This is a genomic window from Mycobacterium sp. URHD0025, from assembly GCF_000426065.1.
Lineage (GTDB): Bacteria > Actinomycetota > Actinomycetes > Mycobacteriales > Mycobacteriaceae > Mycobacterium.
The window spans coordinates 278,914-300,898 of sequence record NZ_AUEQ01000010.1; the positions used below are offsets into that span (position 1 = coordinate 278,914).

Sequence of the window (21,985 nt, forward strand, 5' to 3'; positions counted from 1 at the left end):
GGTGCCCAGAGGGAGACCCTGGCCGCACCGTGAAATCCGTTGGCGCAGTTCGGCGGACAGCTCAGCCCGGGTAGTGCCGCGGGGTGAAGACCCGATCCTCGGTGCTGTCGCCGGCAGCTGAACCGGTGTACCACTGCGTCTGCGAGGAGCCGATGATCAGCATGGTGCGCATGTCAACCTGGGCCGGATCCAGATCGGCCAGCCGGACCACGGTCACCCGCTCGCCCGGTCCGGGCTGCGCACCGGAGACGGCACGCGCGACGATCACCGGAGTGCTCGGGTCGCGGTACTCCAGCAGCAATTCGCGCATGGCACCCACCTGCCAGGTGCGGGTCTTGGAGGCGGGGTTGTAGATCGCCAGGGCCAGGTCGGCCTTGGCCGCGGCGGTCAGGCGCTCGGCGATCACGTCCCATGGCTTGAGCCGGTCCGACAGTGAGATCACCGCGTAGTCGTGCCCGAGCGGGGCGCCCACCCGGCTGGCGACCGCCTGCGCCGCCGTCATCGCCGGAATCACCCGGACCTCGACGCCCGGCCACTGCTTGGCCTCTTCGAGCACCGCGGTGGCCATCGCGAACACGCCCGGATCGCCGGAGGACACCACAGCGACCGTCCGGCCGTCCTGGGCCAGTTTGCAGGCCAGCTGCGCGCGGGCCGGTTCGTCGGTGTTGTCGCTGGGATGATGGTGCTGCCCGGCGCGGGCCCCGACACGGTCGAGATATGGGCCGTAGCCGATCAGGTCGGTGGCGGCGGCCAGCTCTCGGCGGCTCTGGGGCGTCATCCAATCCGAGTCGCCGGGCCCGAGGCCGACGACCACCACGCTGCCCTGCGATGCCGTGGACCGTGATCGGCCGGGGACCATCGCGAGTGAGAAGTAGGGCACCTTGACGTCGGCGCCGCCTTCGCCGCCCACCTCGCCCGCCGGCGACACCCGCTGCCGGTCGGTGCTGGCTCGCTCGACGTAGTACGCCTCATCCAGCCGTCCGGTCGCCTGCAGGGCGTCCCGCACCCGGGAGTAGGACCGGCCCAACTTGAGTACGACGGCCGCGTCGGTGTCGGCCAGGCGGCGCTCCAGTTCCGCGGTGGGCAGCGTGCCGGGCAGGATGGTCAGCACGTCATCGCCCTGCACCAGCGGGGTGCCGGTGGCGGCCGAGGCCGCGCTCACCGAGGTGACGCCGGGAACGATGACCGCATTGAACCGCTCGGTCAAGCGGGTGTGCATGTGCATGTACGAGCTGTAGAACAGCGGATCGCCCTCGGCCAGCAGGGCCACATCGCGGCCGGCTTCCAGGTGCGCGGCGATGCGTTCGGCGGCCGCGGCGTAGAAATCCTCCATCGCGCCCACGTAGCCACCGGGATGCTCGGTGGTTTCCGTGGTGACGGGGTAGACCAGGTGTTCCTCGAGCTGGCCGGCACGCAGGTACGGCTCGGCGATACCTCGCGCGATGCTCTGACCGTGCCGCGCGCTGTGGTAGGCCACGACGTCGGCCGCACCGATCAGTCGAGCTGCCTTGACGGTGACCAGCTCCGGGTCACCGGGGCCCAGGCCGACGCCGTAAAGGGTGCCTTTTGTCGTCTCGGTGCTCACTCGCGCTCACTCGCAATCGCATTGACGGCGGCAGCGGCCATGGCGCTGCCCCCGCGCCGGCCGGTCACCACCAGGTAGGACATGCCGCGCGGGCGCTCGATCAGTTCGTCCTTGGACTGCGCCGAGCCGACGAATCCGACCGGTCCACCCAGCACTGCCGCGGGGACGGGCGCGCCGTCGTCGAGCAGTTCCAGTAGCCGGAACAGTGCGGTCGGCGCGTTGCCGATCGCCACCACCGCCCCGCCGAGCCGGTCGGCCCACAGATCGACCGCTGCCGCCGAGCGGGTGAATCCCAACTTCGCCGCCAACTCCGGGCCGCGGGGATCGGCCACCAGGGAGACGACCTCGTTGTCGGCGGGCAGCCGTGAGCGCGTGATTCCGGCCGCGACCATCGACGAGTCGCACAACACCGGGGCACCCGCGGCAAGCGCGGCATGCGCCCTGGTCACGACGTCGTCGGTGTAGGAGACATGGTCGGCGACGTCCACCTGGCCGCAGGTGTGGACGAGTCGGACGACCACCCGCGACACATCGTCGGGGAAGCGCGACAGGTTTGCCTCGGCGCGGATCGTCGCGAACGACTGCCGGTAGATCTCGGCGGCGTCACGGATGTAGTCGAGCACGCGAACACCCTACGGGGGCGCGATACGCAGCCGGTATCCGTCCTCGTCGGCGATCAGGACCTCCCCGACGGGCGGGCTTCCGCAAGCTCGGTCACAGCCGACGAAATGCCGGTGGACTTCAGACGGCGTGTCCACCGCTCGGGTGGCATCGGCACGCACATCGGCGGCCGACTTGGCGCAACCAGGGCTGCCGGTGCAAGCGCTGACAGCCAGCCACGGCGAATTCTCGTCGAACACCAGCCCGAGCGGCGCCAGCACGCGTAGCGACGTGTCCGCCCTGTCCTCGGGGACATCGCACACCAGCAGCGACCGCCACGGGGTGATCACCAGCGGAGCCTCGATCGCGGCGAGGAAATGCGCCGCCCTGGCCTGCAGGATCCCCAGCGGCAGTGCGGCACCCAGCGCGACCCGCGAGTCTCGCTGCTCGATCCAGCCCACCGGCGGCTTCATGGTCGGTGGCCAGGTGGCCCCCGTCGGGGCGGTGGCGGTCAATCCGTCCAACAGCGGAGCGTGGTCATCGAGTTCCATTATCCGCCACGCCTTTCCGCGGATCTCCACGAAACGCCGTGCGATCCCGGTCAAGGTTTTCACCGCATCACCGGCGTCCAGTCGCACCCCGGTGTCACGTCCGGCCAGCAACAGTGCGCAAGTGCCGTCGTCGAGGGCATGCACCCCGGCGTCCGCGTCGATGCCGGAGACGTCCCCGCGGCCGTCGTCCAGGCTGAACCAGAACCTACCGGGCAACCCGGCCAGCGCCGGGTCGGCCTGGATGGCGAGGTCGAGCTCGGTGACCAACGGGCGGATGTCGATGACGCCGCCGGAACGTCCGGACAACGGCGAGGCCACGATGTTGCGGGCCCGCTCATGTGTCGCCGACGGCAGGAGGCCGGCCGCGGCGAGCGCGTCGGCGGCTGCGCCGGTATCGGTCACCGCTCGGATCTGGATGTTGCCGCGAGACGTCAGTTCCATTGCGGCAGAACCGAATTGCTCGACCACTTCCGCCAGCGCCGTCATCTGGGCCGCACTGACCATCCCGCCGGGGAGTCGGATCCGCACGAGGGCGCCGTCGGCGGCCTGGTGCACCGTCAGTGCACCGGGGCAGGCGTCCTGGTCGCGGGTTCGGGTCATATCGCCCGCCATCTTACTTTCGACGACTGCTGTGACATCGGTCACAGGCCCGGAAACCTGTTCGGTCGCTTACAGATCGGCGATTTTCGCCGCCGCGGGACGTACCGTTTACGGAGGTTCCCGGGACCGCCGGTACCGGGAAGCTGACCAGCTTGACCAATGCTCTGACGAAAGGAGCGACCCATGCTTGCCTTTGGCGCATTCGCCGTATTCGTACTGGTGCTCATCGCGGCTGCAGGCTCGCCGTACCCGCAGTCGTGGCACGACCGCTTCGGTGAGACCCAGCCCTGACCCTGACCACGTCTGCCGCACCGGCTACCCCGATCGGGTAGCCGGTGCGGTACGAATGGGGGGTGTCCCACCCCTCTGAAGTGCCCGAAGTGCCTGAAGTGCCGACCGTGGCCGATTCGGCCGTCACGAACGACGCCGCTGCTCCCGTCGTCCTGTTGCTGTCGACTTCGGACACCGACCTGATCACAGCCCGCGCCAGTGGCGCGCGGTACCGCTGGGCCAACCCGTCGCGGCTGGTCAGCGGTGAGCTCGAGGAACTCCTGGACGGCGCCGACATCGCGGTGGTCCGGATCCTCGGCGGCTACCGGTCCTGGCAGGACGGCATCGACACCGTGGTGGCGAGTGGATTGCCGACGGTGGTGGTCAGCGGCGAGCAGTCGCCCGACGCCGAGTTGATGGGATGCTCGACCGCTCCGCAGGGCGCCGCCCTGCAAACCCACATCTATCTGGCGCAGGGCGGCGTCGAAAACCTGAGGAATCTGCATTCCTTCCTGTCCGACACCCTGCTGATGACCGGTTTCGGTTTCGCCGCGCCGGTGAGCACCCCGACGTGGGGAATCCTGGAGCGGCCCGCGGCCCCCACAGCCGGACCGACCGTCGCGGTGCTCTACTACCGTGCCCAGGAACTCGCCGGGAACACGGGCTACGTCGAGGCGCTGTGTTCAGCCATCGAGGCTGCCGGCGGCCGTGCGTTACCCGTCTTCTGCGCCTCGTTGCGCACCGCCGAGCCCGAACTCCTCGAGCTGCTCGGCAGCGCCGACACTCTGATCACCACCGTGCTCGCCGCCGGCGGCGCCACCCCGGCCACGGTCGGGGCAGGCGGCAACGACGATTCCTGGAACGTCGCTCACCTTGCCGCACTTGACATTCCGATCCTGCAGGGGCTGTGCCTGACCAGTTCGAGGTCCGACTGGGCCGCTGGTGACGACGGGATGTCGCCGCTGGACGTCGCCACCCAGGTCGCGGTCCCCGAATTCGACGGCCGCATCATCACGGTGCCGTTCTCCTTCAAGGAGATCGACTCCGAGGGACTGATCTCCTACGTCGCCGACCCGGAGCGCTGTGCGCGGGTGGCCGGCCTCGCGGTGCGCCATGCCCGCTTGCGCGCCATTCCCGCGGCTGAAAAGCGGGTGGCCCTGGTGTTTTCGGCCTATCCGACCAAGCACGCCCGCATCGGCAATGCCGTCGGTTTGGACACCCCGGCCAGCGCGGTCGCGCTGTTGCGTGCCATGCGCGATGTCGGTTACGACATCGGTGAGGCCGCCGCGCCAGGCGATCTGGCGACCATTGTCGACTCTGGCGATGGGGATGCCCTGATCCACTCCCTGATCGAACGCGGCGGGCAGGACCCCGACTGGCTGACCGACGAGGCGCTGGCCGCCAATCCGATTCGGGTCCCGGCCAAGGACTACCGGGCCTGGTTCGCCACCCTTCCGAGCGAGCTCGCCGACGCCGTCGTCGAGCACTGGGGCCCGCCACCGGGAGAGCTCTTCGTCGACCGTAGCCGCGATCCGGACGGTGAGATCGTCATCGCGGCAATGCAGGCCGGCAACGTGGTGCTGATCGTCCAGCCGCCGCGCGGCTTCGGGGAGAATCCCGTGGCGATCTACCACGATCCGGATCTGCCTCCGAGCCACCATTACCTGGCCGCCTACCGGTGGCTGGATTCGTCGTTCCCCGACTCCTTCCGGGCCGACGCCGTCGTGCACCTGGGCAAGCACGGCAACCTGGAATGGCTGCCCGGCAAGACCCTCGGCATGAGTGCGGCCTGCGGCACCGACGCGGCCCTTGGCGATCTGCCGTTGATCTATCCGTTCCTGGTCAACGACCCGGGGGAGGGCACCCAGGCCAAACGCCGGGCACACGCCACCCTCGTCGATCACCTCATCCCGCCGATGGCTCGTGCCGAAACCTACGGCGACATCGCGAAACTCGAGCAGCTCCTCGATGAGCACGCCAACGTCTCGGCCCTCGACCCCGGCAAACTGCCGGCGATCCGCCAGCAGATCTGGACGCTGATGCGGGCCGCGAAGATGGATCACGACCTGGGCCTGGAGGACCGCCCGGACGAGGACTCGTTCGACGACATGCTGCTGCACGTCGACGGCTGGCTGTGTGAGATCAAGGACGTTCAGATCCGTGACGGTTTGCATGTGCTGGGGCAAAAGCCCACCGGCGCAGGCGAACTCGACCTGGTGCTGGCCATTCTCCGGGCGCGCCAGCTGTTCGGTGGTGAGCAGACCGTCCCTGGGCTGCGTCAGGCTCTCGGCCTCATCGAGGACGGCAGTGACGAGCGTACGGCCGTCGACGCCGCCGAGGCCGGGGCGCGTGAATTGGTGGCGGCGTTGCAGGAGTCCGGTTGGGACGCTTCCGCGGTGGAGAAGATCACCGACAACCCGGAGGTGGCCCGTATCCTGCGGTTCGCCGCCACCGAGGTGGTGCCCCGGCTGGCGGGTACCGCGGGCGAGATCGACCAGGTGCTGCGCGCCCTGGCCGGCGGCTTCATCGAATCCGGGCCGTCGGGATCGCCGTTGCGCGGCCTGGTCAACGTGCTGCCCACCGGGCGCAACTTCTACTCGGTTGACCCCAAGGCAGTGCCGTCGCGGCTGGCCTGGGAAACCGGTGTGGCGATGGCGGATTCACTGTTGGAGCGTTACCGCACCGATTACGGCCGCTGGCCGCAGTCGGTGGGCCTGTCCGTGTGGGGGACCTCGGCCATGCGCACCGCAGGCGACGACATCGCCGAGGTACTCGCCCTCCTGGGCGTACGCCCGGTATGGGATGACGCCTCACGCCGGGTGGTGAGCCTTGAGTCGATCGACCTGGCCGAACTCGGCCGGCCGCGGATCGACGTCACGGTGCGCATCTCCGGGTTCTTCCGCGATGCCTTCCCGCACGTGGTCACCATGCTCGACGATGCGGTGGCGCTGGTGGCCGGCCTCGACGAGCCGGCCGAGGACAACTACGTGCGTGCCCACGCCCAGGCTGACCTGGCCGAGCATGGTGATCAAAGGCGCGCCACCACAAGGATTTTCGGCTCCAAGCCGGGGACCTACGGCGCGGGCCTGCTGCAGCTGATCGACAGTCGCAACTGGCGCGACGACGCTGATCTGGCCGAGGTGTACACCGCATGGGGCGGATTCGCGTACGGCCGTGATCTGGACGGGCGTCCGGCCTCCGACGACATGAACCGCGCCTATCGTCGAATCGCGGTGGCGGCCAAGAACACCGACACCCGCGAACACGACATCGCCGATTCCGACGACTACTTCCAGTACCACGGCGGCATGGTGGCCACGGTGCGGGCGCTGACCGGAGAGGCGCCGGCGGCCTACATCGGCGACAACACGCGACCCGACGCCGTGCGTACCCGCACGCTGTCGGAGGAGACCAACCGCGTCTTCCGCGCCCGGGTGGTCAACCCGCGCTGGATCACGGCGATGCGCAGGCACGGTTACAAGGGCGCGTTCGAGATGGCGGCCACCGTGGATTACCTCTTCGGCTACGACGCCACCGCGCATGTGATGGCCGACTGGATGTACGAGCGGCTCTCGGCCGAATACGTGCTCGACGACGAGAACCGCAAGTTCATGTCCGAGTCGAATCCGTGGGCACTGCACGGCATGGCCGAACGGCTGCTGGAAGCCGCGGGCCGCGGCATGTGGGCCGCACCTGAGCAGGCGACGCTCGACGGATTGCGCCAAGTACTGCTGGAGACCGAAGGCGAGCTCGAAGGATAGCCGCGCAGTAGATTCACTCCATGGCTCTCACCTTCGCCGACGTTGCCCAGGCCAACTACGTTCTGCTGACCACGTTCACCAAGGACGGCAGGCCGAAGCCGACCGCGATCTGGGCGGCGCCGACGGCCGAGGGCCTGGTCGTGATCACCCAGGAGTCCTCGTGGAAGGTGAAACGGATCCGCAACACTCCGCGAGTCACCGTGGCGGTGTGCGATGTGCGGGGCAACCCCAAGAGTGAGGCCGTCGAGGCCGTCGCCGAGATCCTGCCCAAATCCGCAAACGGCGGCACCTACGACGCGATCGGCAAGCGCTACGGACTGCTGGGTAAGACCTTCAACCTGTTCTCCAAGCTGCGCGGTGGCATGCAGAACAACGTTTCGATCCTGCTCAAACCGGTGAACTGAGGGTCATGGCACCCCGCTTCGAGGACGTTTACCGCGAGAAGTACCTCCTGCTGACCACCTTCACCAAGGACGGCAAGCCCAAGCCGACCGCGGTGTGGGGCGTCCCCGACGCCGCCGGCAGGCCGAGAGCCGGTGAGGAACCGATCCGCCGGCCGAATCGTTGACCCGATATGGCGAAGCGGCTGTTTCTGATCTACCTCCTCGTAGAGGTGGGGGTGATGGTCGCCTTGGTGGCGACCATCGGGTTCGGCTACACGGTGCTGTTGTTGCTGGCCTCGTTCGTGATCGGTCTGGTGTTGGCGGGTTCGCAGCTCAACCGGCAGATCCGCCGTTTACGCACGGGCCTGTCGGGCGGTGTGTCCGATACCCGTGGCGCCGTGTCCGACAGTCTGCTGGTGGCGTTGGGCACCGTGTTGGTCGTGATTCCGGGTCTGGCCAGCTCGGTTCTCGGCGCGTTGTTGCTGCTGCCGCCCACCCGGGCCGCCGCGCGCCCGGTGCTCACCGGACTGGTCAGCCGGCGGATGCCGCTGATCGCCGCGGCGCCCGCCGGTTTCGGCGCACCGACCGGTACCGCCGGTTATCGACGGGGGACGGGCGACTACATTGACGGCGAAGTAATCGACGTCGATGAGTTCATCGACGTGACCGAAGTCGACCCGTACCGCCTGCCTCCGAAGGCCTAGCAGCCAGCCGAAACAGCTTGACGACACTCCTGATCAACGGGCGCATCCACAGCCCCAGTCATCCCGACGCGACCGCTTTCGCCGTCCGCGGCGGCGTTGTGGCATGGCTGGGTACCGACGACATCGGCCGGTCGCAGTTTCCCGACGCCGAAATCGTCGATCTCGACGGCGGCTTCGTCGCTCCGGCGTTCGTCGACAGTCACGTCCATCTGACTGCCACCGGTCTCAATCTGGACGGTCTGGATCTGCGTGGGGCGGCTTCGCTGCAGCACTGCCTGCAGTTAGTGGACGAGTACGCGCGTGAGCATCCGGACGGGCCGGTGTGGGGACACGGGTGGGACGAGTCGGGCTGGCCTGAGCGCACCGGTCCGACCACCGAGGATCTCGACGCGGTGCTGGGGGATCGGCCCGCGTATCTGGCCCGGGTGGATGTGCATTCCGCCGCCGCCACAACAGCTCTTCGCCGCTCGGCGCCCAGCCTGGCCGAGGCCGCCGGGTTCCACCCGCAGCGTCCGCTGACCGCCGAAGCGCATCACCTGGTGCGCGCGGCCGCCCGTGAGCAGCTGACCCCGCAGCAACGGCACGGCGCCCGTGTCGCGGCCCTCGATCACGCCGCAGGGCTGGGCATCGTCGCGGTCCACGAATGTGCGGGCCCGCAGATCGGCGGTCTGCTCGATTGGCAGGAACTGCGTGCGCTGGAGCACGGCGTGGAGGTCATCGGATATTGGGGCGAGCCGGCCCAGGACGCGGAGCATGCCCGCCACCTGATCGCCGAGACGGGCGCGCGCGGATTGGCCGGAGACCTGTTCGTCGACGGTGCCCTCGGTTCGCACACCGCGTGGCTGCACGCGCCCTATGACGACGCGCCGGACACCTGCGGCAACTGTTACCTGGACGTCGAGGTCATCACCCGACATGTGCAGGCCTGCACCGAGGCGCGCATCCCGGCGGGCTTCCACGTGATCGGCGATGCCGCGGTGCAGGCAGTGGTCGACGGATTCGCCACCGTGGCACAGCGGCTGGGCGGTCCGGCGCTGGCCCGCTGCGGCCATCGCCTGGAGCATCTGGAGATGGTCAGCCCCGAACAGGCCGCCCAGTTGGGTGCATGGGGCGTGATGGCCAGCATGCAGCCCAACTTCGATGGGTTGTGGGGTGGTGCAGAAGGCATGTACGCCCAGCGTCTCGGGGTTGATCGAGCTGCCCAGCTCAACCGGTTTGCGCTGTTAGCATCCGAAGGCGTGCCCCTCGCCTTCGGCTCCGACACTCCGGTCACCAGCATGAATCCCTGGCAGACCGTGCGTGCGGCCGTCTCGCACCGGAGCGCAGGCAGCGCTATCTCGCCTCGCGCCGCGTTCGCTGCGGCCACCCGCGGCGGCTGGCGGGCCGGTGGATTGCGTGACGGTGTCACCGGCACACTCACCCCCGGGGCGCCGGCCAGTTACGCGGTGTGGGAGGCCGCTGACCTGGAGGTCAGCGCACCGGCCAACGCCGTCCAGCGATGGTCCACCGATCCGCGATCACGGGTGCCCGCACTGCCGCGACTGACCGCCGATGCGGAGCTGCCGCGTTGCCGTCAGACCGTTCACCGGGGTGTCGTCGTCCATGGAGAGTGACCGTCCCCGAGACCGACCGGGCCGGCGACGGCCGATCAGCCGCCCGGGCCCGAACGAATCCACCGAAGTGATCCCCGCCATCGAGGAAGATGAGCTCGCCGAGCTCGACGAACTCGACGACGAGGCCTTCGGGGAACTGGACGAGGGCGTCACCGGAGATCCCGTCGCCGACATCGATCCCGATGAAGAGCCCGAGGAGCTTGAGTACCGGCTGACCGCCGCGGGCACGCCGGACCGCTGGTCCGTGGTGACCGTCCGGGCGTCGCGATTCGGACGGGCCGCGGCGCGGCGTTGGGCGCAGTTGAGCGCCGCGGTCGGCGGCGGACTCGCGTTGTGCCTGAGCTATCCGCCGACCGGATGGTGGTGGGCAGCCTTTGTCGGCGTGGCGCTGATCGGTTGGGTACTGACCCTCGAATCCACCACCCGAGCCGGTGGCTTCGGTTACGGGTTCCTCTTCGGCCTGGCGTTCTACATTCCCCTGCTGCCGTGGATCAGCGGTCTGGTGGGCCCCGTGCCGTGGGTGGCGCTGTCGGCGATGGAGGCCCTGTTCTGCGGGCTTTTCGGCCTGTCGGCAGTTGTCGTCAGACGACTGCCTGGCTGGCCGCTGTGGTTCGCCACGCTGTGGGTCACCCAGGAATGGCTGAAATCGACCGTGCCGTTCGGTGGATTTCCTTGGGGTGTTTTGGGTTTCGGCCAGACCAATGGTCCGTTGCTCGCCATCGCGCGTTGGGGCGGCGCGCCGCTGGTGTCGTTCGCGGTGGCGCTGGTCGGGTTCAGTGTGACGCTGCTGGCCCTCGAGATCGTGCAGTGGTGGCATCACGGACACAAGCCGGGCTTCCCGGCGCCCGCCGTCATGCTGCCCGGTCTGTCCATCACGGTGGTCCTGCTGGCCACCGCACTGTTGTGGCCTCAGGTCCGTCATTCCGGTACCGGAGCGGGCGACGAGCAGACCGTCACCGTGGCCGCAGTGCAGGGCAATGTGCCGAGGCTGGGCCTGGAGTTCAATGCCCAGCGCCGTGCGGTGCTCGACAACCACGTCACCCAGACGATGCGGTTGGCCGGCGATGTCCGTGCCGGCCGGGCGCCGCAGCCCATGTTCGTGGTGTGGCCAGAGAACGCTTCTGACATCGATCCGCTGGCCAATGCCGACGCCGCCGCACAGATCACCGCGGCGGCCGACGCGATCGGTGCGCCGATCATGGTGGGCGCCGTCACCAAGGCCGACGGATATACCGCGGACAATCCGGTGGCCACCAACACCGTGATCGTCTGGGATCCCGAACACGGGCCGGGTGAGCGACACGACAAGAAGATCGTGCAGCCGTTCGGCGAGTACCTGCCTTGGCGCAGCTTCTTCAAGCATCTGTCGTCGTATGCCGACCGGGCGGGCTATTTCGTGCCGGGGGAGGGCAACGGCGTCGTGCACGCGGCCGGGGTGCCGATCGGCGTGACCACGTGCTGGGAGGTGATCTTCGACCGGGCGGCGCGTGAATCGGTGCGCAGCGGTGCCCAGGTGCTCACGGTGCCGACCAACAATGCGACGTTCGACGAGAACATGAGTGCCCAGCAGTTGGCGTTCGGCAAACTCCGAGCCGTCGAGCACGACCGGTATCTGGTGGTCGCGGGGACGACCGGCATCAGCGCGGTGATCGCGCCGGACGGCCGTGAGCTGGCCCGCACCGACTGGTTCCAGCCCGCGTATCTGGACAGTCAGATCAGGTTGAAGTCAGATCTGACGCCGGCCACCGAGTGGGGACCGGCCTTGCAGGTGATGCTGGTCACGGTCGGTCTCGGAGCAATTGGTGCCGCAGTGGTCGTTTCCATACTGCACAATGGAAGGTTCGTGCAAAGAATGTTGAGGCGTCGCACCGGCGAAGGCCCGCGACGATGAAGGAGCCACATGACAGTCCCTGGTGACGGAGCGCGCCCCCAGGACGGTGAACGCCCGAGTCAGCGCACCCTGGTGATCATTCCCACCTACAACGAGCGGGAGAACCTGCCGTTGATCGTCGGGCGTGTCCATCACGCCAGCCCCGAGGTGCACATCCTCGTCGTCGACGACGGCAGCCCCGACGGCACCGGCCAGTTGGCCGACGAGCTGGCCCTGGCCGACCCGGATCGCGTGCACGTGATGCACCGGACCAGCAAAGCCGGCCTCGGTGCGGCCTACCTGGCCGGTTTCGCCTGGGGCCTGGGCCGCGGCTACTCGGTGCTGGTCGAGATGGACGCCGACGGAAGCCACGCACCCGAGGAACTGAACCGCCTGCTGAATGCCGTCGACGCCGGGGCGGATCTGGCCATCGGTTCGCGGTATGTCTCCGGCGGCACGGTCCGCAACTGGCCGGTGCGCCGGCTGGTCCTGTCGAAGACCGCCAACACCTACTCCCGGCTCCTTCTGGGTGTCGGCATCCACGACATCACCGCCGGCTACCGCGCCTACCGGCGCGAGGTGCTGGAGAAGATCGACCTGTCAGCGGTCGATTCCAAGGGCTACTGCTTCCAGATCGATCTGACCTGGCGTGCGATCAACAACGGATTCAAGGTCGTCGAGGTGCCCATCACATTCACCGAACGTGAGCTCGGGGTCTCCAAGATGAGCGGTTCCAACATCCGTGAGGCGATGTTCAAGGTCGCCGAGTGGGGTGTCCGTGGGCGCTTGGACCGCGCCCGGGGCGTGGTGCGCTAACCGGAAACGAAAAAACCGCGATACACCCCTCGGGGCGTATCGCGGTTTTTTGCGCGGTTCAGCTGCCGCGACGCTTGGTCTTGATCAGATCGAGGCGCTCCTTGAGCAGCTCCTCGAGTTCTTCGACGGAGCGACGCTCGAGCAGCATGTCCCAGTGGGTACGCGGCGGCTTCACCTTCTTGGGCTCGGGGACGTCACCCTCGATCAGGGTGCCCTCAAGCCCGTTACGGCACAGCCAGGTGCCGGGAATCTCGGCGTCGTCGGCGAACGGCACGTCGAACTCTTCGCCGTTCTCGGTCCGGTAACGCGCCACCTGACGCGGCGCCAGGTCATGGTTGCGGTCCGTCTCGTAGCTCACGGCTCCGAGGCGACTGCCTCTCAGGACGCGATCAGCCATCGTCAACACTCCTTATTTGGCGTTTTGGTCCGGATGTATCAACGCTGCACGGCGTTGCCAAGTTCCCGACTCGACCATTGATGATACGCGGGCCGAGGCGACCGGCAGTCTACAGTCGTGAGCCATGGCGATCGGGAACCGCAGACGCGACCGCCCCCAGCCGTGTCGGTGGTGCGGACGAGAGGTCGCCGACGCGCAGATGGGCCGCCGTCGACAGTATTGCAGGCAGTCGTGCCGGCAGCGCGCCTACGAACAACGCGCGATGGTCAAGGGCACCTCGCTGGCCCCGGATTCGGTGGTGCTCAGCGCCGACGAGGCGGCCCAGCTGTCCGACCGCGTGTATCAGGTCAGGTGTGCGGCCGAGGATGTGGCGATCGCGGTCGACGAGGGCGCGGGGGCGGACGAGCTGCGGCAGTTGTGCGATGCGCTGATGGAAGCCGCGAAGGCAGCCGACGGCTGGCGTTAGTCGGGCGGGCAGCTGAGCTGGCGCCCGACGCCCACCGGTGGCGGGACGGGCTTCAGACAACCCAGGGGTTCGACGCCGGAGGAGTTCAGCAGCACAGCGGACTGATGCGCGTAGTTGACGCACACCAGAGAGGTGCCATCGGCCCGGCACCGGTAATCGCCGAACGCCAGTGACTTGCCCTCGGCCAATTCCGCGCCGTCGCCGTAGCCGAACCGGCCCGGATCTCCGTGCAGCGAGCCGATATCCACGGTTTCACCGGCGAAGTCGACCCAGCCCGGAATCCACTGGCCCTCGACATCGGCGGGCTTCGACGGCAGGCCCTCGGCCTTGATCAGACACGCCAGTTGGCCTTCGAGGACCTTGTCGGTGGCGCAGCGAACGGTTCCCGAGGGCGCGACGAATGCGACGTCCTCGCCGAGATTGGTGGATTGACCTTCCCGTGTGGCGGTGTGGAATCCGGACGGATCGGCAGGGGTGCCCGCCTCGACCCACTTGATCACCCGGTTCATCGGAGTCCCGGGGGCCGGCGCCGTGGTGGGCAGCGGCGAGGTCGTCGTCGTGGTGGGTGTGGTGGCCTTGGTATGTGGAGCGCCGGCGGGCATCGACATCCGGGGCTGCGAGCCCGGCTGCGACTCGTGCCCTCCTCCCGACGAACAGGCCGACATGAGCGCCGTCAAAAGCACAGCAGCCCCAACAGTCACAACGGTGCGCATACCCGCAAGGCTAGCGGTCGGGTGCCACGCCCACCGCCTGTCCGCCCCCACCGATGTAATTAGATACGGTCGGTTTATGCACGAGCGGACTGTCCGGGCAAAGATCACGACCGGCATCGTCGAGGGATTCACGCGCGACGGCGTACATCGTTGGCGCTCCATCCCTTACGCCAAGCCACCGGTCGGAAGGCTGCGCTTGCGGGCGCCCGAGCCGGCCGAGCCCTGGCCGGGCGTGCGCTACTGCCACGGGTTCGGTTACTGCGCGCCCCAGCAAAATCGCTACACGCTCGTCGGCCTCGGCAAGCACCAGCCGATGAGCGAAGACTGTCTGACGCTCAATGTGGTGGCGCCGGAGCACGATGACGCCGAAGGCCCACTGCCGGTGATGTTCTTCGTGCACGGCGGCGGCTACATCCTGGGCAGCTCCGCCACGCCCATTTACGACGGGGGCGCGCTGGCCCGCCGCGGTTGTGTGTTCGTTTCGGTCAACTACCGCCTCGGCATGCTGGGGTGTGTCGAGCTCTCGTCGTTGGCGACGCCCGAGCATCCGATCGACGACAACCTGTTCCTGCGTGATCTGGTGTTGGCGCTGCGCTGGGTTCGCGACAACATCGCCGTGTTCGGCGGGGATCCCGACAACGTGACGATCTTCGGCGAGAGTGCCGGTGCGCACGCGGTCGCCACCCTGCTCGCGGTGCCCGATGCCGAAGGGCTGTTCGCCCGGGTGATCTCCGAGAGCCCGGCCAGCGGGATGGTCAGCTCTGCGGATGCCGCCGCCCGTATCGCAGGTCAGCTCGCCGAATTGGTCGGTCCCGGTGGGGGATCGGCGGCGGCAGCGCTGATGTCCGCGCGTCCGGCCGAGCTGGGCCGGGCCCTGGAAAAACAGATCATGCGCGGTCAGACGGACATTCCCGGCGCGTTTCCCGTCGGGCCGACCTTCGGCACCGATTACCTGCCGGTCGATCCGGTCACGGCCATGTCCGAGGGCTCCGCACACCGGGTGCCGTTGATCGTCGGCAACAACGCCGACGAGGGGCGGCTGTTCACCCGGTTCCTGCAGTTGCTGCCGACCAACGAGCCGATGATCGAAAAGCTGTTCGCCCGTACCGATCCCGAGGAGCGCCGCCGGATCGTGGCGGCCTATCCGGACTATCCGAGCAGCGCGGCCTGCGTGCGGCTGGGTGGGGACTTCGCCTTCGCCTCGGCCACCTGGCAGATCGCCGAGGCGCACAGCCGCCACGCGCCCACCTACGTGTACCGCTACGACTACGCGCCGCGGACCCTGCACTGGGCCGGGCTCGGTGCGACGCACGCGATGGAGCTGCTGGCGGTGTTCGACACGTACCACACGACATACGGCGCGCTGCTGACCGCGGTGGGCGACCGCGGTTCGGCCCGGCGGGTCAGCCGTGACGTCCAGAGGCGCTGGCGTGAGTTCACCCGGACCGGTGAGCCGGGACCGGGCTGGCCGGCCTACGACCGCGACGACCGGGCGGTGTTCGTGTTCGACCGCCGCCCGCGCGTCGAGTACGACCCCCGGGCGACGCGGCGCAAGGCATGGGAAGGGTTCACCCTCGCCGAGCGCTGAGTTCGTCGCCGGCACTCTGGGCGATTTGCTGCAGGGAAACGCCGAGATGTGGTTGCGTGTTTGGCGTGGACTATCCCCTGGACCCCCTGTCCGCCGACGAGTTTCGCGCGGTGGCAGCGATATTGCGGAGTGAGCACGGGGTCGGGGAGGGCTGGCGCATCGCCTCGGTGGAACTCGTGGAGCCGACCAAGACCGAACTGGCCGCCTTCGACGGCGGCGGCGCGACACCGCCCAGGCGGGCTGCCGTGATCTGCCTCGAGCGGGCGGCGAACGCCACCTACAAGGGTGTGGTGTCGCTGACCGACGACCGGGTCGAGGCTTTCGACCACATCCCGGGCGTGCAGGCCAACTTCACCGTCGACGAGTTCGTCGAATGTGACCAGGTACTGCGCCGCAATCCCGACGTGATCGCCGCGCTCGCCAAACGCGGCATCACCGATCTGGACAACGTCTTCATGGATACCTGGACCTATGGGGACGCGGTCGCGCCGCCGGAGTACCGCGACCGGCGGATCGGCTGGTCGGACACCTGGTACAAGCAGGCCGCCGGGGCCAATCCCTACGCCCACCCGGTCAGTGGTCTGCACTGCGTGATCGACATCAACACCATGGAGGTGCTGCGCGTCGAAGATGACTGCAGCGACGATACGCCTCCCGAAATGCCCTCTGTGATGGGCGAATACGTGCCGCATCACATCCCGGAGCGGATCAGGGCGGCGTCGCGCCGGGAACCACTCAAGCCCTTGGACATCACTCAGCCCGAGGGGCCGTCCTTCACCTTGGACGGCAATCTGCTGCAGTGGCAGAACTGGTCCTTGCGGGTCGGTTTCAACCACCGCGAGGGCATGACGCTGCACACGGTGCGGTACCGCGACGGTGACACCAATCGTTCTGTGGCGCACCGGATGTCGTTCGCCGAGATGGTGGTTCCCTACCGGGACTCATCGGTCGACCACTATCGGCGCACCGCTTTCGACATCGGCGAGTGGGGCCTGGGGTTCATGACCACCTCACTCGAGCTCGGCTGTGACTGCCTCGGTGAGATCCGTTACCTGGATGCGGTTCTGCACAACAGCGCAGGTGAGCCGTACACCATCGCGAACGCGATCTGCATCCACGAGGAAGACAACGCCGTGCTGTGGAAGCACGTCGACCACGACGCCGGGGCAGAGGTGCGCCGGATGCGCAGGCTCACCCTGTCGTTCCACGTCACCGTCGCGAACTACGAGTACCTGGTGTACTGGCGGCTCTATCAGGACGGCAACATCGAATGCGAGGTGCGTGCCACCGGAATCATGGTCACCACGCCGGTTCCGACGGGACAGCCCCATCCGAACGGCACGCTCGTCGACGAACGCACGTACGCGCCGTTCCATCAGCATTTCCTGATCGCCCGGCTCGACCTGGACATAGACGGAACCGACAACACCGTCTGCATGACCGAGTCCTACGCCGAACCGATCAGTCCGGACAATCCCTACGGTCTGTCGCTCGTGGTGCGCAATCAGGCGTTGCGCACGGAACTGGAAGGCCGCCAAGACGTCAGCTTCGCCACCCAGCGGGCCTGGAAGGTGGTCAACACCAACGTCGTCAACGGCCTGGGCACGCACCCGTCGTACAAGCTGGTGCCCACCGGGGCCATCCCGGCGATGTTCGACCCGTCGTCCCCGGTGCTGCAACGCGCCAACGTCATCGGGCACACCTTGTGGGTCACCCCGAACCGGCCCGACGAGCGCTGGCCGGCGGGGGAGTTCGTCAACCAGTCGGCGGCCGACGCCGGGTTGGGTGAGTGGACCAAGGCCGACCGGTCGATCGACAACACCGATGTGGTGCTCTGGTACGTGTTCGGCATCCACCACATCACCCGCCCGGAGGATTGGCCGGTGATGCCAGTGGACGTGGTGTCGTTCTGGCTCAAGCCTTTCGGCTTCTTCGACCGCAACCCGGCGCTGGACGTGGCGGCCACCCCGCCGGACTCCTGCGCACACGGTCATGCCAGGTCGGCACATCATTAGTTGACACCTGTCATGTGTGATGCGGAACACTGCTAGGTTGCCTGTGTGCAACCGACTGAGACCGCTGTTCTCGACCGCCCCGAAGATCTGACCTCCGATTGGCTGACGGCCGCCCTCGGTGCCGGTCGGGTCAGTGCCTTCAGTTTCGAGCGGATCGGGACCGGCCAGATGAGCGAGTGCTACCGCGTCTCGCTGAGTTACGCCGACGAGGGGCACGGTCCCGCGTCGGTGGTGCTGAAGGTGGCGGCCACCGACCCCAACAGCCGACAGACCGGGCTGGCGCTGGGCCTCTATGAGCGCGAGGTCCGGTTCTACGCCGACATCGCACCTGCCCTGGCTCCCGGGCCGGTGGCGCCGTGCTATCACGCCGCCTTCGATCCCCAGACCGGTGCCTTCGACCTGTTGCTCGGCGATGCGGTACCCGCTGTGGTCGGTGATGAGATCCGGGGCGCGACAACGCGACAGGCCACCGTGGCGCTCACCGAATTGGGGCACATGCATGGCTCGACGGCCGGCGCCGAGGCGCTGAACCGGGCCGAGTGGCTCAACCGCGAGGCGCCGGTCAACCAAGCCCTGATCTCTGGGCTGTACGCGGCCTTCGTCGAGCGCTATGCGGAACTGATCACGCCCGAGCAGCGGCAGGTCTGCGAACGACTCGTGGAGAGTTTCGACGCCTACCTCGCCGAGGAAGGCGCGTCCCAGCGGCCGCAGGGCCTGGTGCACGGGGACTATCGGTTGGACAACATGCTGTTCGGCGACGAGGGCGCCGAACGTGCGTTGACCGTGGTCGACTGGCAGACCGTCACCAAGGGGCCGGCGTTCACCGACGTCGCGTACTTCATCGGTTGCGCGCTGCCCGTCGAGCAGCGCCGCGCCCACTACGACGAGTTGCTGGCCGCCTATCACCAGGCGCTCGGGCCGGACACGGCGTTGACACTCGGGCAGGTCCGCGAGGGCGTGCGCCGGCAGAGTTTCTTCGGCGTGATGATGGCGATCATCTCCTCGATGCTGGTGGAGCGCACCGACCGTGGGGACCAGATGTTCATGACGATGCTCGACCGGCACTGCAGCCACGTGCTGGACACCAATGCGGTCGATGTCCTTGCGCCGCCTGCGGTTCCGGAGCCGCTGGTGCCCGCCGCCGACGACGAATACGCGCATACCCCCACTGACGAGGATCTGTGGAACGAGAGCTGGTACTTCGACTTCGTCGACGCCGGCGCGGGCCTCGGCGGCTGGATCCGCCTGGGCCTCATCCCCAACCAGGACACCGCGTGGATCAACGTGTTGTTCTGCGGTCCGGGGCTGCCGACCGTGGCGCTCAACGACTTTCACGCACCGGTGGCCGATCCGTCGTCGGTCAAGGGTGAGGGGGTCGAGCTGAACCTGCACCCGGACCAGCCGCTGGAGGTGTACCGCCTGACCGCCACGGGCACCGGCGAGGCTTTCGACGACCCGTCGGCATTGCTGCGGGGCGAGTCGGGCGGGGCCGTCTCGGTGACGTTGGACCTGACCTGGCATACCGCGGGGATCCCGTACCTGTATCGGATCACGCCGCGCTACGAGATTCCGTGCACGGTGTCGGGAACGGTGATCATCGGCGATCAGACCCACACCATCGAAGCGGTCGCGGGCCAGCGCGACCATTCGTGGGGTGTGCGGGACTGGTGGTCGATGAACTGGGTGTGGAGTGCCATCCATCTTGACGACGGCACCCATCTGCACGGCGTCGACATCCGGATCCCGGGGATGCCGCCGATCGGTATCGGCTACACGCAGCGTGCCGGTGAACCGCTTGTCGAACTGCAGAAGGTGACTGCGGAACACGCCCTCGGCGCCGACGATCTGCCGGTGTCGACGACGCTGACCCTGCAACCCGGCGACATCGAGGCGAGCATCGACATCCAGGGCCACGCCCCGGTGCTGCTCACGGCGGCGGACGGTCGGGTCAGCCAGTTCCCCCGCGCCTGGGCGAAGGTGCGTACCGCCGACGGGCGCGACGGTGTCGGCTGGCTGGAGTGGAACCGCAACGTCAGCTGATACGAAAACGCTTGAGCCGCGCGGTCGCTCCGGAGATCAACTCCACCCGGCTGCGCGGTACCCCGAGGTGTGCGGCAAGCAGTTTGGTGACCGCGTCATTGGCCTTGCCGTCCACAGCGCGCTCGGGGACATAAATGGTGAGCGAGTCGTCGTCGCCGACCTCGACCAGAGGACCTTTGCGGCTGCCGGGCTTGACCCGCACGACGACGGTGGTCATGCGCCGAACGTGAAGAAGTGTGCGAATTTTCGCGAAAAACTCGACATCTTGTTCACGTTCGGCGTCGGTGACTAGCGCGCGACGATCACCGAGGAGCCATGGCCGAACAGGCCCTGGTTGGCGGTCACGCCGACCTTCGCGCCCTCGACCTGCCGGCCGGTGGCCTGCCCCTTGAGCTGCCAGGTCAACTCGCACACCTGCGCGATGGCCTGGGCCGGGATGGCCTCGCCGAAGCAGGCCAGACCGCCCGACGGGTTCACGGGGACGCGGCCGCCGATGGTGGTGGCGCCCGAACGCAGCAGCTGCTCACCTTCACCCTTGGCGCACAGGCCCAAGTGCTCGTACCAGTCCAGCTCCAGCGCGGTGGACAGGTCGTATACCTCGGCCAGGCTGACGTCCTCGGGTCCGATACCGGCCTCGGCGTAGGCGGCGTCGAGGATCTGGTCCTTGAACACCCGCTCCGGCGCGGCCACCACGGCAGTGGAATCCGTTGCGATATCCGGCAATTCGGGAAGATGCTGCGGGTAGCGCGGAGTCACGGTCGAGACCGCACGCACTGACGGCACCCCCTCCAGCGAGCCCAGGTGCTTCTCGGCGAACGACTTGCTCGCGACGATCAGTGCCGCGGCGCCGTCAGAGGTGGCGCAGATGTCGAGCTGGCGCAGCGGGTCGGACACGACCGGGCTGGCCAGTACGTCCTCGATCGCGGATTCCTTGCGGTAGCGCGCATTCGGATTCTGCAGGCCGTGGCGGGAGTTCTTCACCTTCACCTGCGCGAAGTCTTCGGCGGTGGCGCCGTAGAGGTCCATCCGGCGCCGGGCCAGCAGCGCGAAGTACACCGGGTTCATGGCGCCGAGCAGGTGGAAGCGCTGCCAGTCGGGATCGTTCTTGCGCTCACCGCCGACGGGTGCGAAGGCGCCCTTGGGTGTGGTGTCGGCACCGATCACCAGCGCGACATCGCAGAACCCGGCCAGGATCTGAGCGCGGGCGCTCTGCAGTGCCTGCGAGCCCGATGCGCAGGCTGCGTAGCTCGACGACACCGGAACGCCGTTCCAGCCCAGCTTCTGGGCGAACGTGGACCCGGCGATGAAGCCCGGGTAGCCGTTGCGGATCGTGTCGGCTCCGGCGACCAACTGGATCTGACGCCAATCCAGACCGGCCTCGGCCAGTGCGGCGCGGGCGGCGACGACGCCGTACTCGGTGAAGTCGCGTCCCCACTTGCCCCACGGGTGCATGCCCGCGCCGAGGATGTACAGGGGTTCGGGAGTGCTCATTCCGCTGTTTCCTCCATGCTCCTCGCGTCCGCAACCTTCCAGGCGTGGGTGGTGCGCTCGACGCCCTGGTCGTCGGTGTAGAGCGTCATGGTGGTCAGCTCCATCTCCATACCGACCTTCAGATCGGCGGCGAGGGTGCCTTCGACAACCTTGCCGAGCACGATCAGGCCTTCGTCGGCCAGTTCGACCGCGGCGATCGCGAACGGCTCGAACGGGTCGGTCTGCGGGTACGGAACGGGCGGGAGATACCGGTTCTCGGTGTAACTCCACACCTTTCCGCGACGAGACAGCGCAACCAGGTCCAGGGTGTCGCTGTCACAGGCCGGGTTGGGGCAGTTGTTATCGCGCGGCGGGAACACGTAGGTCGCGCACTGGGTGCACTTGCCGCCGATCAGGTGGGTGGCACCGGCGTCGTCGGAGGCGAACCATCCGTCGATCGCGGGTTGCGAAGATGCTGCTGGCACGCGGCCAGCCTAAACGATCAAGACCGCGAAACTGAAACGTGTTGCAGTTTCGGCTCCG

Annotated in this window: 18 protein-coding genes and 1 pseudogene; 11 read left to right on the top strand and 8 right to left on the bottom strand. The window is 68.0% G+C overall.

All coding sequences use genetic code 11. From position 1 onward, the window contains the following. Positions 1–61: 61 nt before the first annotated feature. The 3 genes from H977_RS0116485 to cobG are packed head-to-tail and all read right to left on the bottom strand — an operon-like array spanning position 62 to position 3,336. Positions 62–1,585, bottom strand: coding sequence for a precorrin-2 C(20)-methyltransferase (locus H977_RS0116485; protein WP_029108883.1), 1,524 nt, complete (start codon positions 1,583–1,585; stop codon positions 62–64). After that, positions 1,582–2,208 (bottom strand): precorrin-8X methylmutase, encoded by a 627-nt coding sequence (locus H977_RS0116490; RefSeq protein WP_029108884.1) that lies wholly within the window; start codon positions 2,206–2,208, stop codon positions 1,582–1,584. The genes H977_RS0116485 and H977_RS0116490 overlap by 4 nt, the downstream gene beginning before the upstream one ends. 9 nt (positions 2,209–2,217) lie before the next feature. Further along, the gene (gene cobG, locus H977_RS0116495; RefSeq protein ID WP_029108885.1) at positions 2,218–3,336 is read right to left on the bottom strand and encodes a precorrin-3B synthase; all 1,119 of its coding nucleotides are present in this window, start codon (positions 3,334–3,336) and stop codon (positions 2,218–2,220) included. 398 nt (positions 3,337–3,734) lie between these two features. Here cobG and cobN point away from each other — a divergent pair, with 398 nt between their 5' ends. The 7 genes and pseudogenes from cobN to H977_RS0116535 all read left to right on the top strand — a co-directional run bounded on the left by cobN (position 3,735) and on the right by H977_RS0116535 (position 12,753). Further along, on the top strand, positions 3,735–7,367 hold the full coding sequence (cobN, locus tag H977_RS0116505) for a cobaltochelatase subunit CobN (protein ID WP_029108886.1): 3,633 nt from the start codon (positions 3,735–3,737) through the stop codon (positions 7,365–7,367). 20 nt (positions 7,368–7,387) lie between these two features. Continuing rightward, entirely contained in the window at positions 7,388–7,771 is a 384-nt protein-coding gene (locus H977_RS0116510; protein ID WP_029108887.1) for a PPOX class F420-dependent oxidoreductase, read from the top strand. 5 nt (positions 7,772–7,776) lie between these two features. Continuing rightward, positions 7,777–7,881 (top strand): annotated as a pseudogene (locus H977_RS34900) (PPOX class F420-dependent oxidoreductase); the annotation flags it as partial. A gap of 60 nt (positions 7,882–7,941) precedes the next feature. Further along, positions 7,942–8,454: an FxsA family protein gene (locus H977_RS0116520; RefSeq protein ID WP_029108888.1), complete on the top strand. Its 513-nt coding sequence runs from the start codon at positions 7,942–7,944 to the stop codon at positions 8,452–8,454. Between the two features lie 17 nt (positions 8,455–8,471). Continuing rightward, the gene (locus H977_RS0116525; protein ID WP_029108889.1) at positions 8,472–10,067 is read left to right on the top strand and encodes an amidohydrolase; all 1,596 of its coding nucleotides are present in this window, start codon (positions 8,472–8,474) and stop codon (positions 10,065–10,067) included. Continuing rightward, a complete protein-coding gene (gene lnt, locus H977_RS0116530) occupies positions 10,057–11,958 on the top strand; it encodes an apolipoprotein N-acyltransferase (RefSeq protein ID WP_155946676.1) in 1,902 nt (633 codons plus the stop codon). Before H977_RS0116525 ends, lnt begins: the two co-directional genes overlap by 11 nt. A gap of 9 nt (positions 11,959–11,967) precedes the next feature. Further along, positions 11,968–12,753, top strand: coding sequence for a polyprenol monophosphomannose synthase (locus H977_RS0116535; protein ID WP_029108891.1), 786 nt, complete (start codon positions 11,968–11,970; stop codon positions 12,751–12,753). Between the two features lie 58 nt (positions 12,754–12,811). On the opposite strand, the gene rbpA is transcribed toward H977_RS0116535, so the two are convergent. Further along, positions 12,812–13,150, bottom strand: coding sequence for an RNA polymerase-binding protein RbpA (gene rbpA, locus H977_RS0116540; RefSeq protein ID WP_003880369.1), 339 nt, complete (start codon positions 13,148–13,150; stop codon positions 12,812–12,814). 124 nt (positions 13,151–13,274) lie between these two features. Between rbpA and H977_RS0116545 the strand changes: the two genes are divergently transcribed. After that, complete coding sequence (locus H977_RS0116545) at positions 13,275–13,616, top strand: hypothetical protein (RefSeq protein WP_029108892.1); 342 nt, start codon at positions 13,275–13,277, stop codon at positions 13,614–13,616. Here H977_RS0116545 and H977_RS0116550 read toward each other — a convergent pair. Further along, positions 13,613–14,329: a hypothetical protein gene (locus H977_RS0116550; protein WP_029108893.1), complete on the bottom strand. Its 717-nt coding sequence runs from the start codon at positions 14,327–14,329 to the stop codon at positions 13,613–13,615. The genes H977_RS0116545 and H977_RS0116550 overlap by 4 nt on opposite strands. Positions 14,330–14,405: 76 nt before the next feature. On the opposite strand from H977_RS0116550, the gene H977_RS0116555 reads away from it, so the two are divergent. The 3 genes from H977_RS0116555 to H977_RS0116565 all read left to right on the top strand — a co-directional run bounded on the left by H977_RS0116555 (position 14,406) and on the right by H977_RS0116565 (position 19,972). After that, positions 14,406–15,917 (top strand): carboxylesterase/lipase family protein, encoded by a 1,512-nt coding sequence (locus H977_RS0116555; protein WP_029108894.1) that lies wholly within the window; start codon positions 14,406–14,408, stop codon positions 15,915–15,917. A 65-nt stretch (positions 15,918–15,982) separates the two neighbouring features. Continuing rightward, positions 15,983–17,932 (top strand): primary-amine oxidase, encoded by a 1,950-nt coding sequence (locus tag H977_RS0116560; RefSeq protein WP_029108895.1) that lies wholly within the window; start codon positions 15,983–15,985, stop codon positions 17,930–17,932. Between the two features lie 45 nt (positions 17,933–17,977). Beyond that, a complete protein-coding gene (locus tag H977_RS0116565; protein WP_029108896.1) occupies positions 17,978–19,972 on the top strand; it encodes a DUF7064 domain-containing protein in 1,995 nt (664 codons plus the stop codon). Here H977_RS0116565 and H977_RS0116570 read toward each other — a convergent pair. The 3 genes from H977_RS0116570 to H977_RS0116580 form a co-directional block, all read right to left on the bottom strand. After that, positions 19,965–20,189: a DUF167 domain-containing protein gene (locus tag H977_RS0116570; RefSeq protein ID WP_029108897.1), complete on the bottom strand. Its 225-nt coding sequence runs from the start codon at positions 20,187–20,189 to the stop codon at positions 19,965–19,967. The two genes, H977_RS0116565 and H977_RS0116570, sit on opposite strands and share 8 nt — an antisense overlap. Before the next feature lie 71 nt (positions 20,190–20,260). Beyond that, on the bottom strand, positions 20,261–21,463 hold the full coding sequence (locus H977_RS0116575) for a lipid-transfer protein (protein WP_029108898.1): 1,203 nt from the start codon (positions 21,461–21,463) through the stop codon (positions 20,261–20,263). Next, entirely contained in the window at positions 21,460–21,927 is a 468-nt protein-coding gene (locus H977_RS0116580; protein ID WP_029108899.1) for a Zn-ribbon domain-containing OB-fold protein, read from the bottom strand. Before H977_RS0116580 ends, H977_RS0116575 begins: the two co-directional genes overlap by 4 nt. Positions 21,928–21,985: the final 58 nt, after the last annotated feature.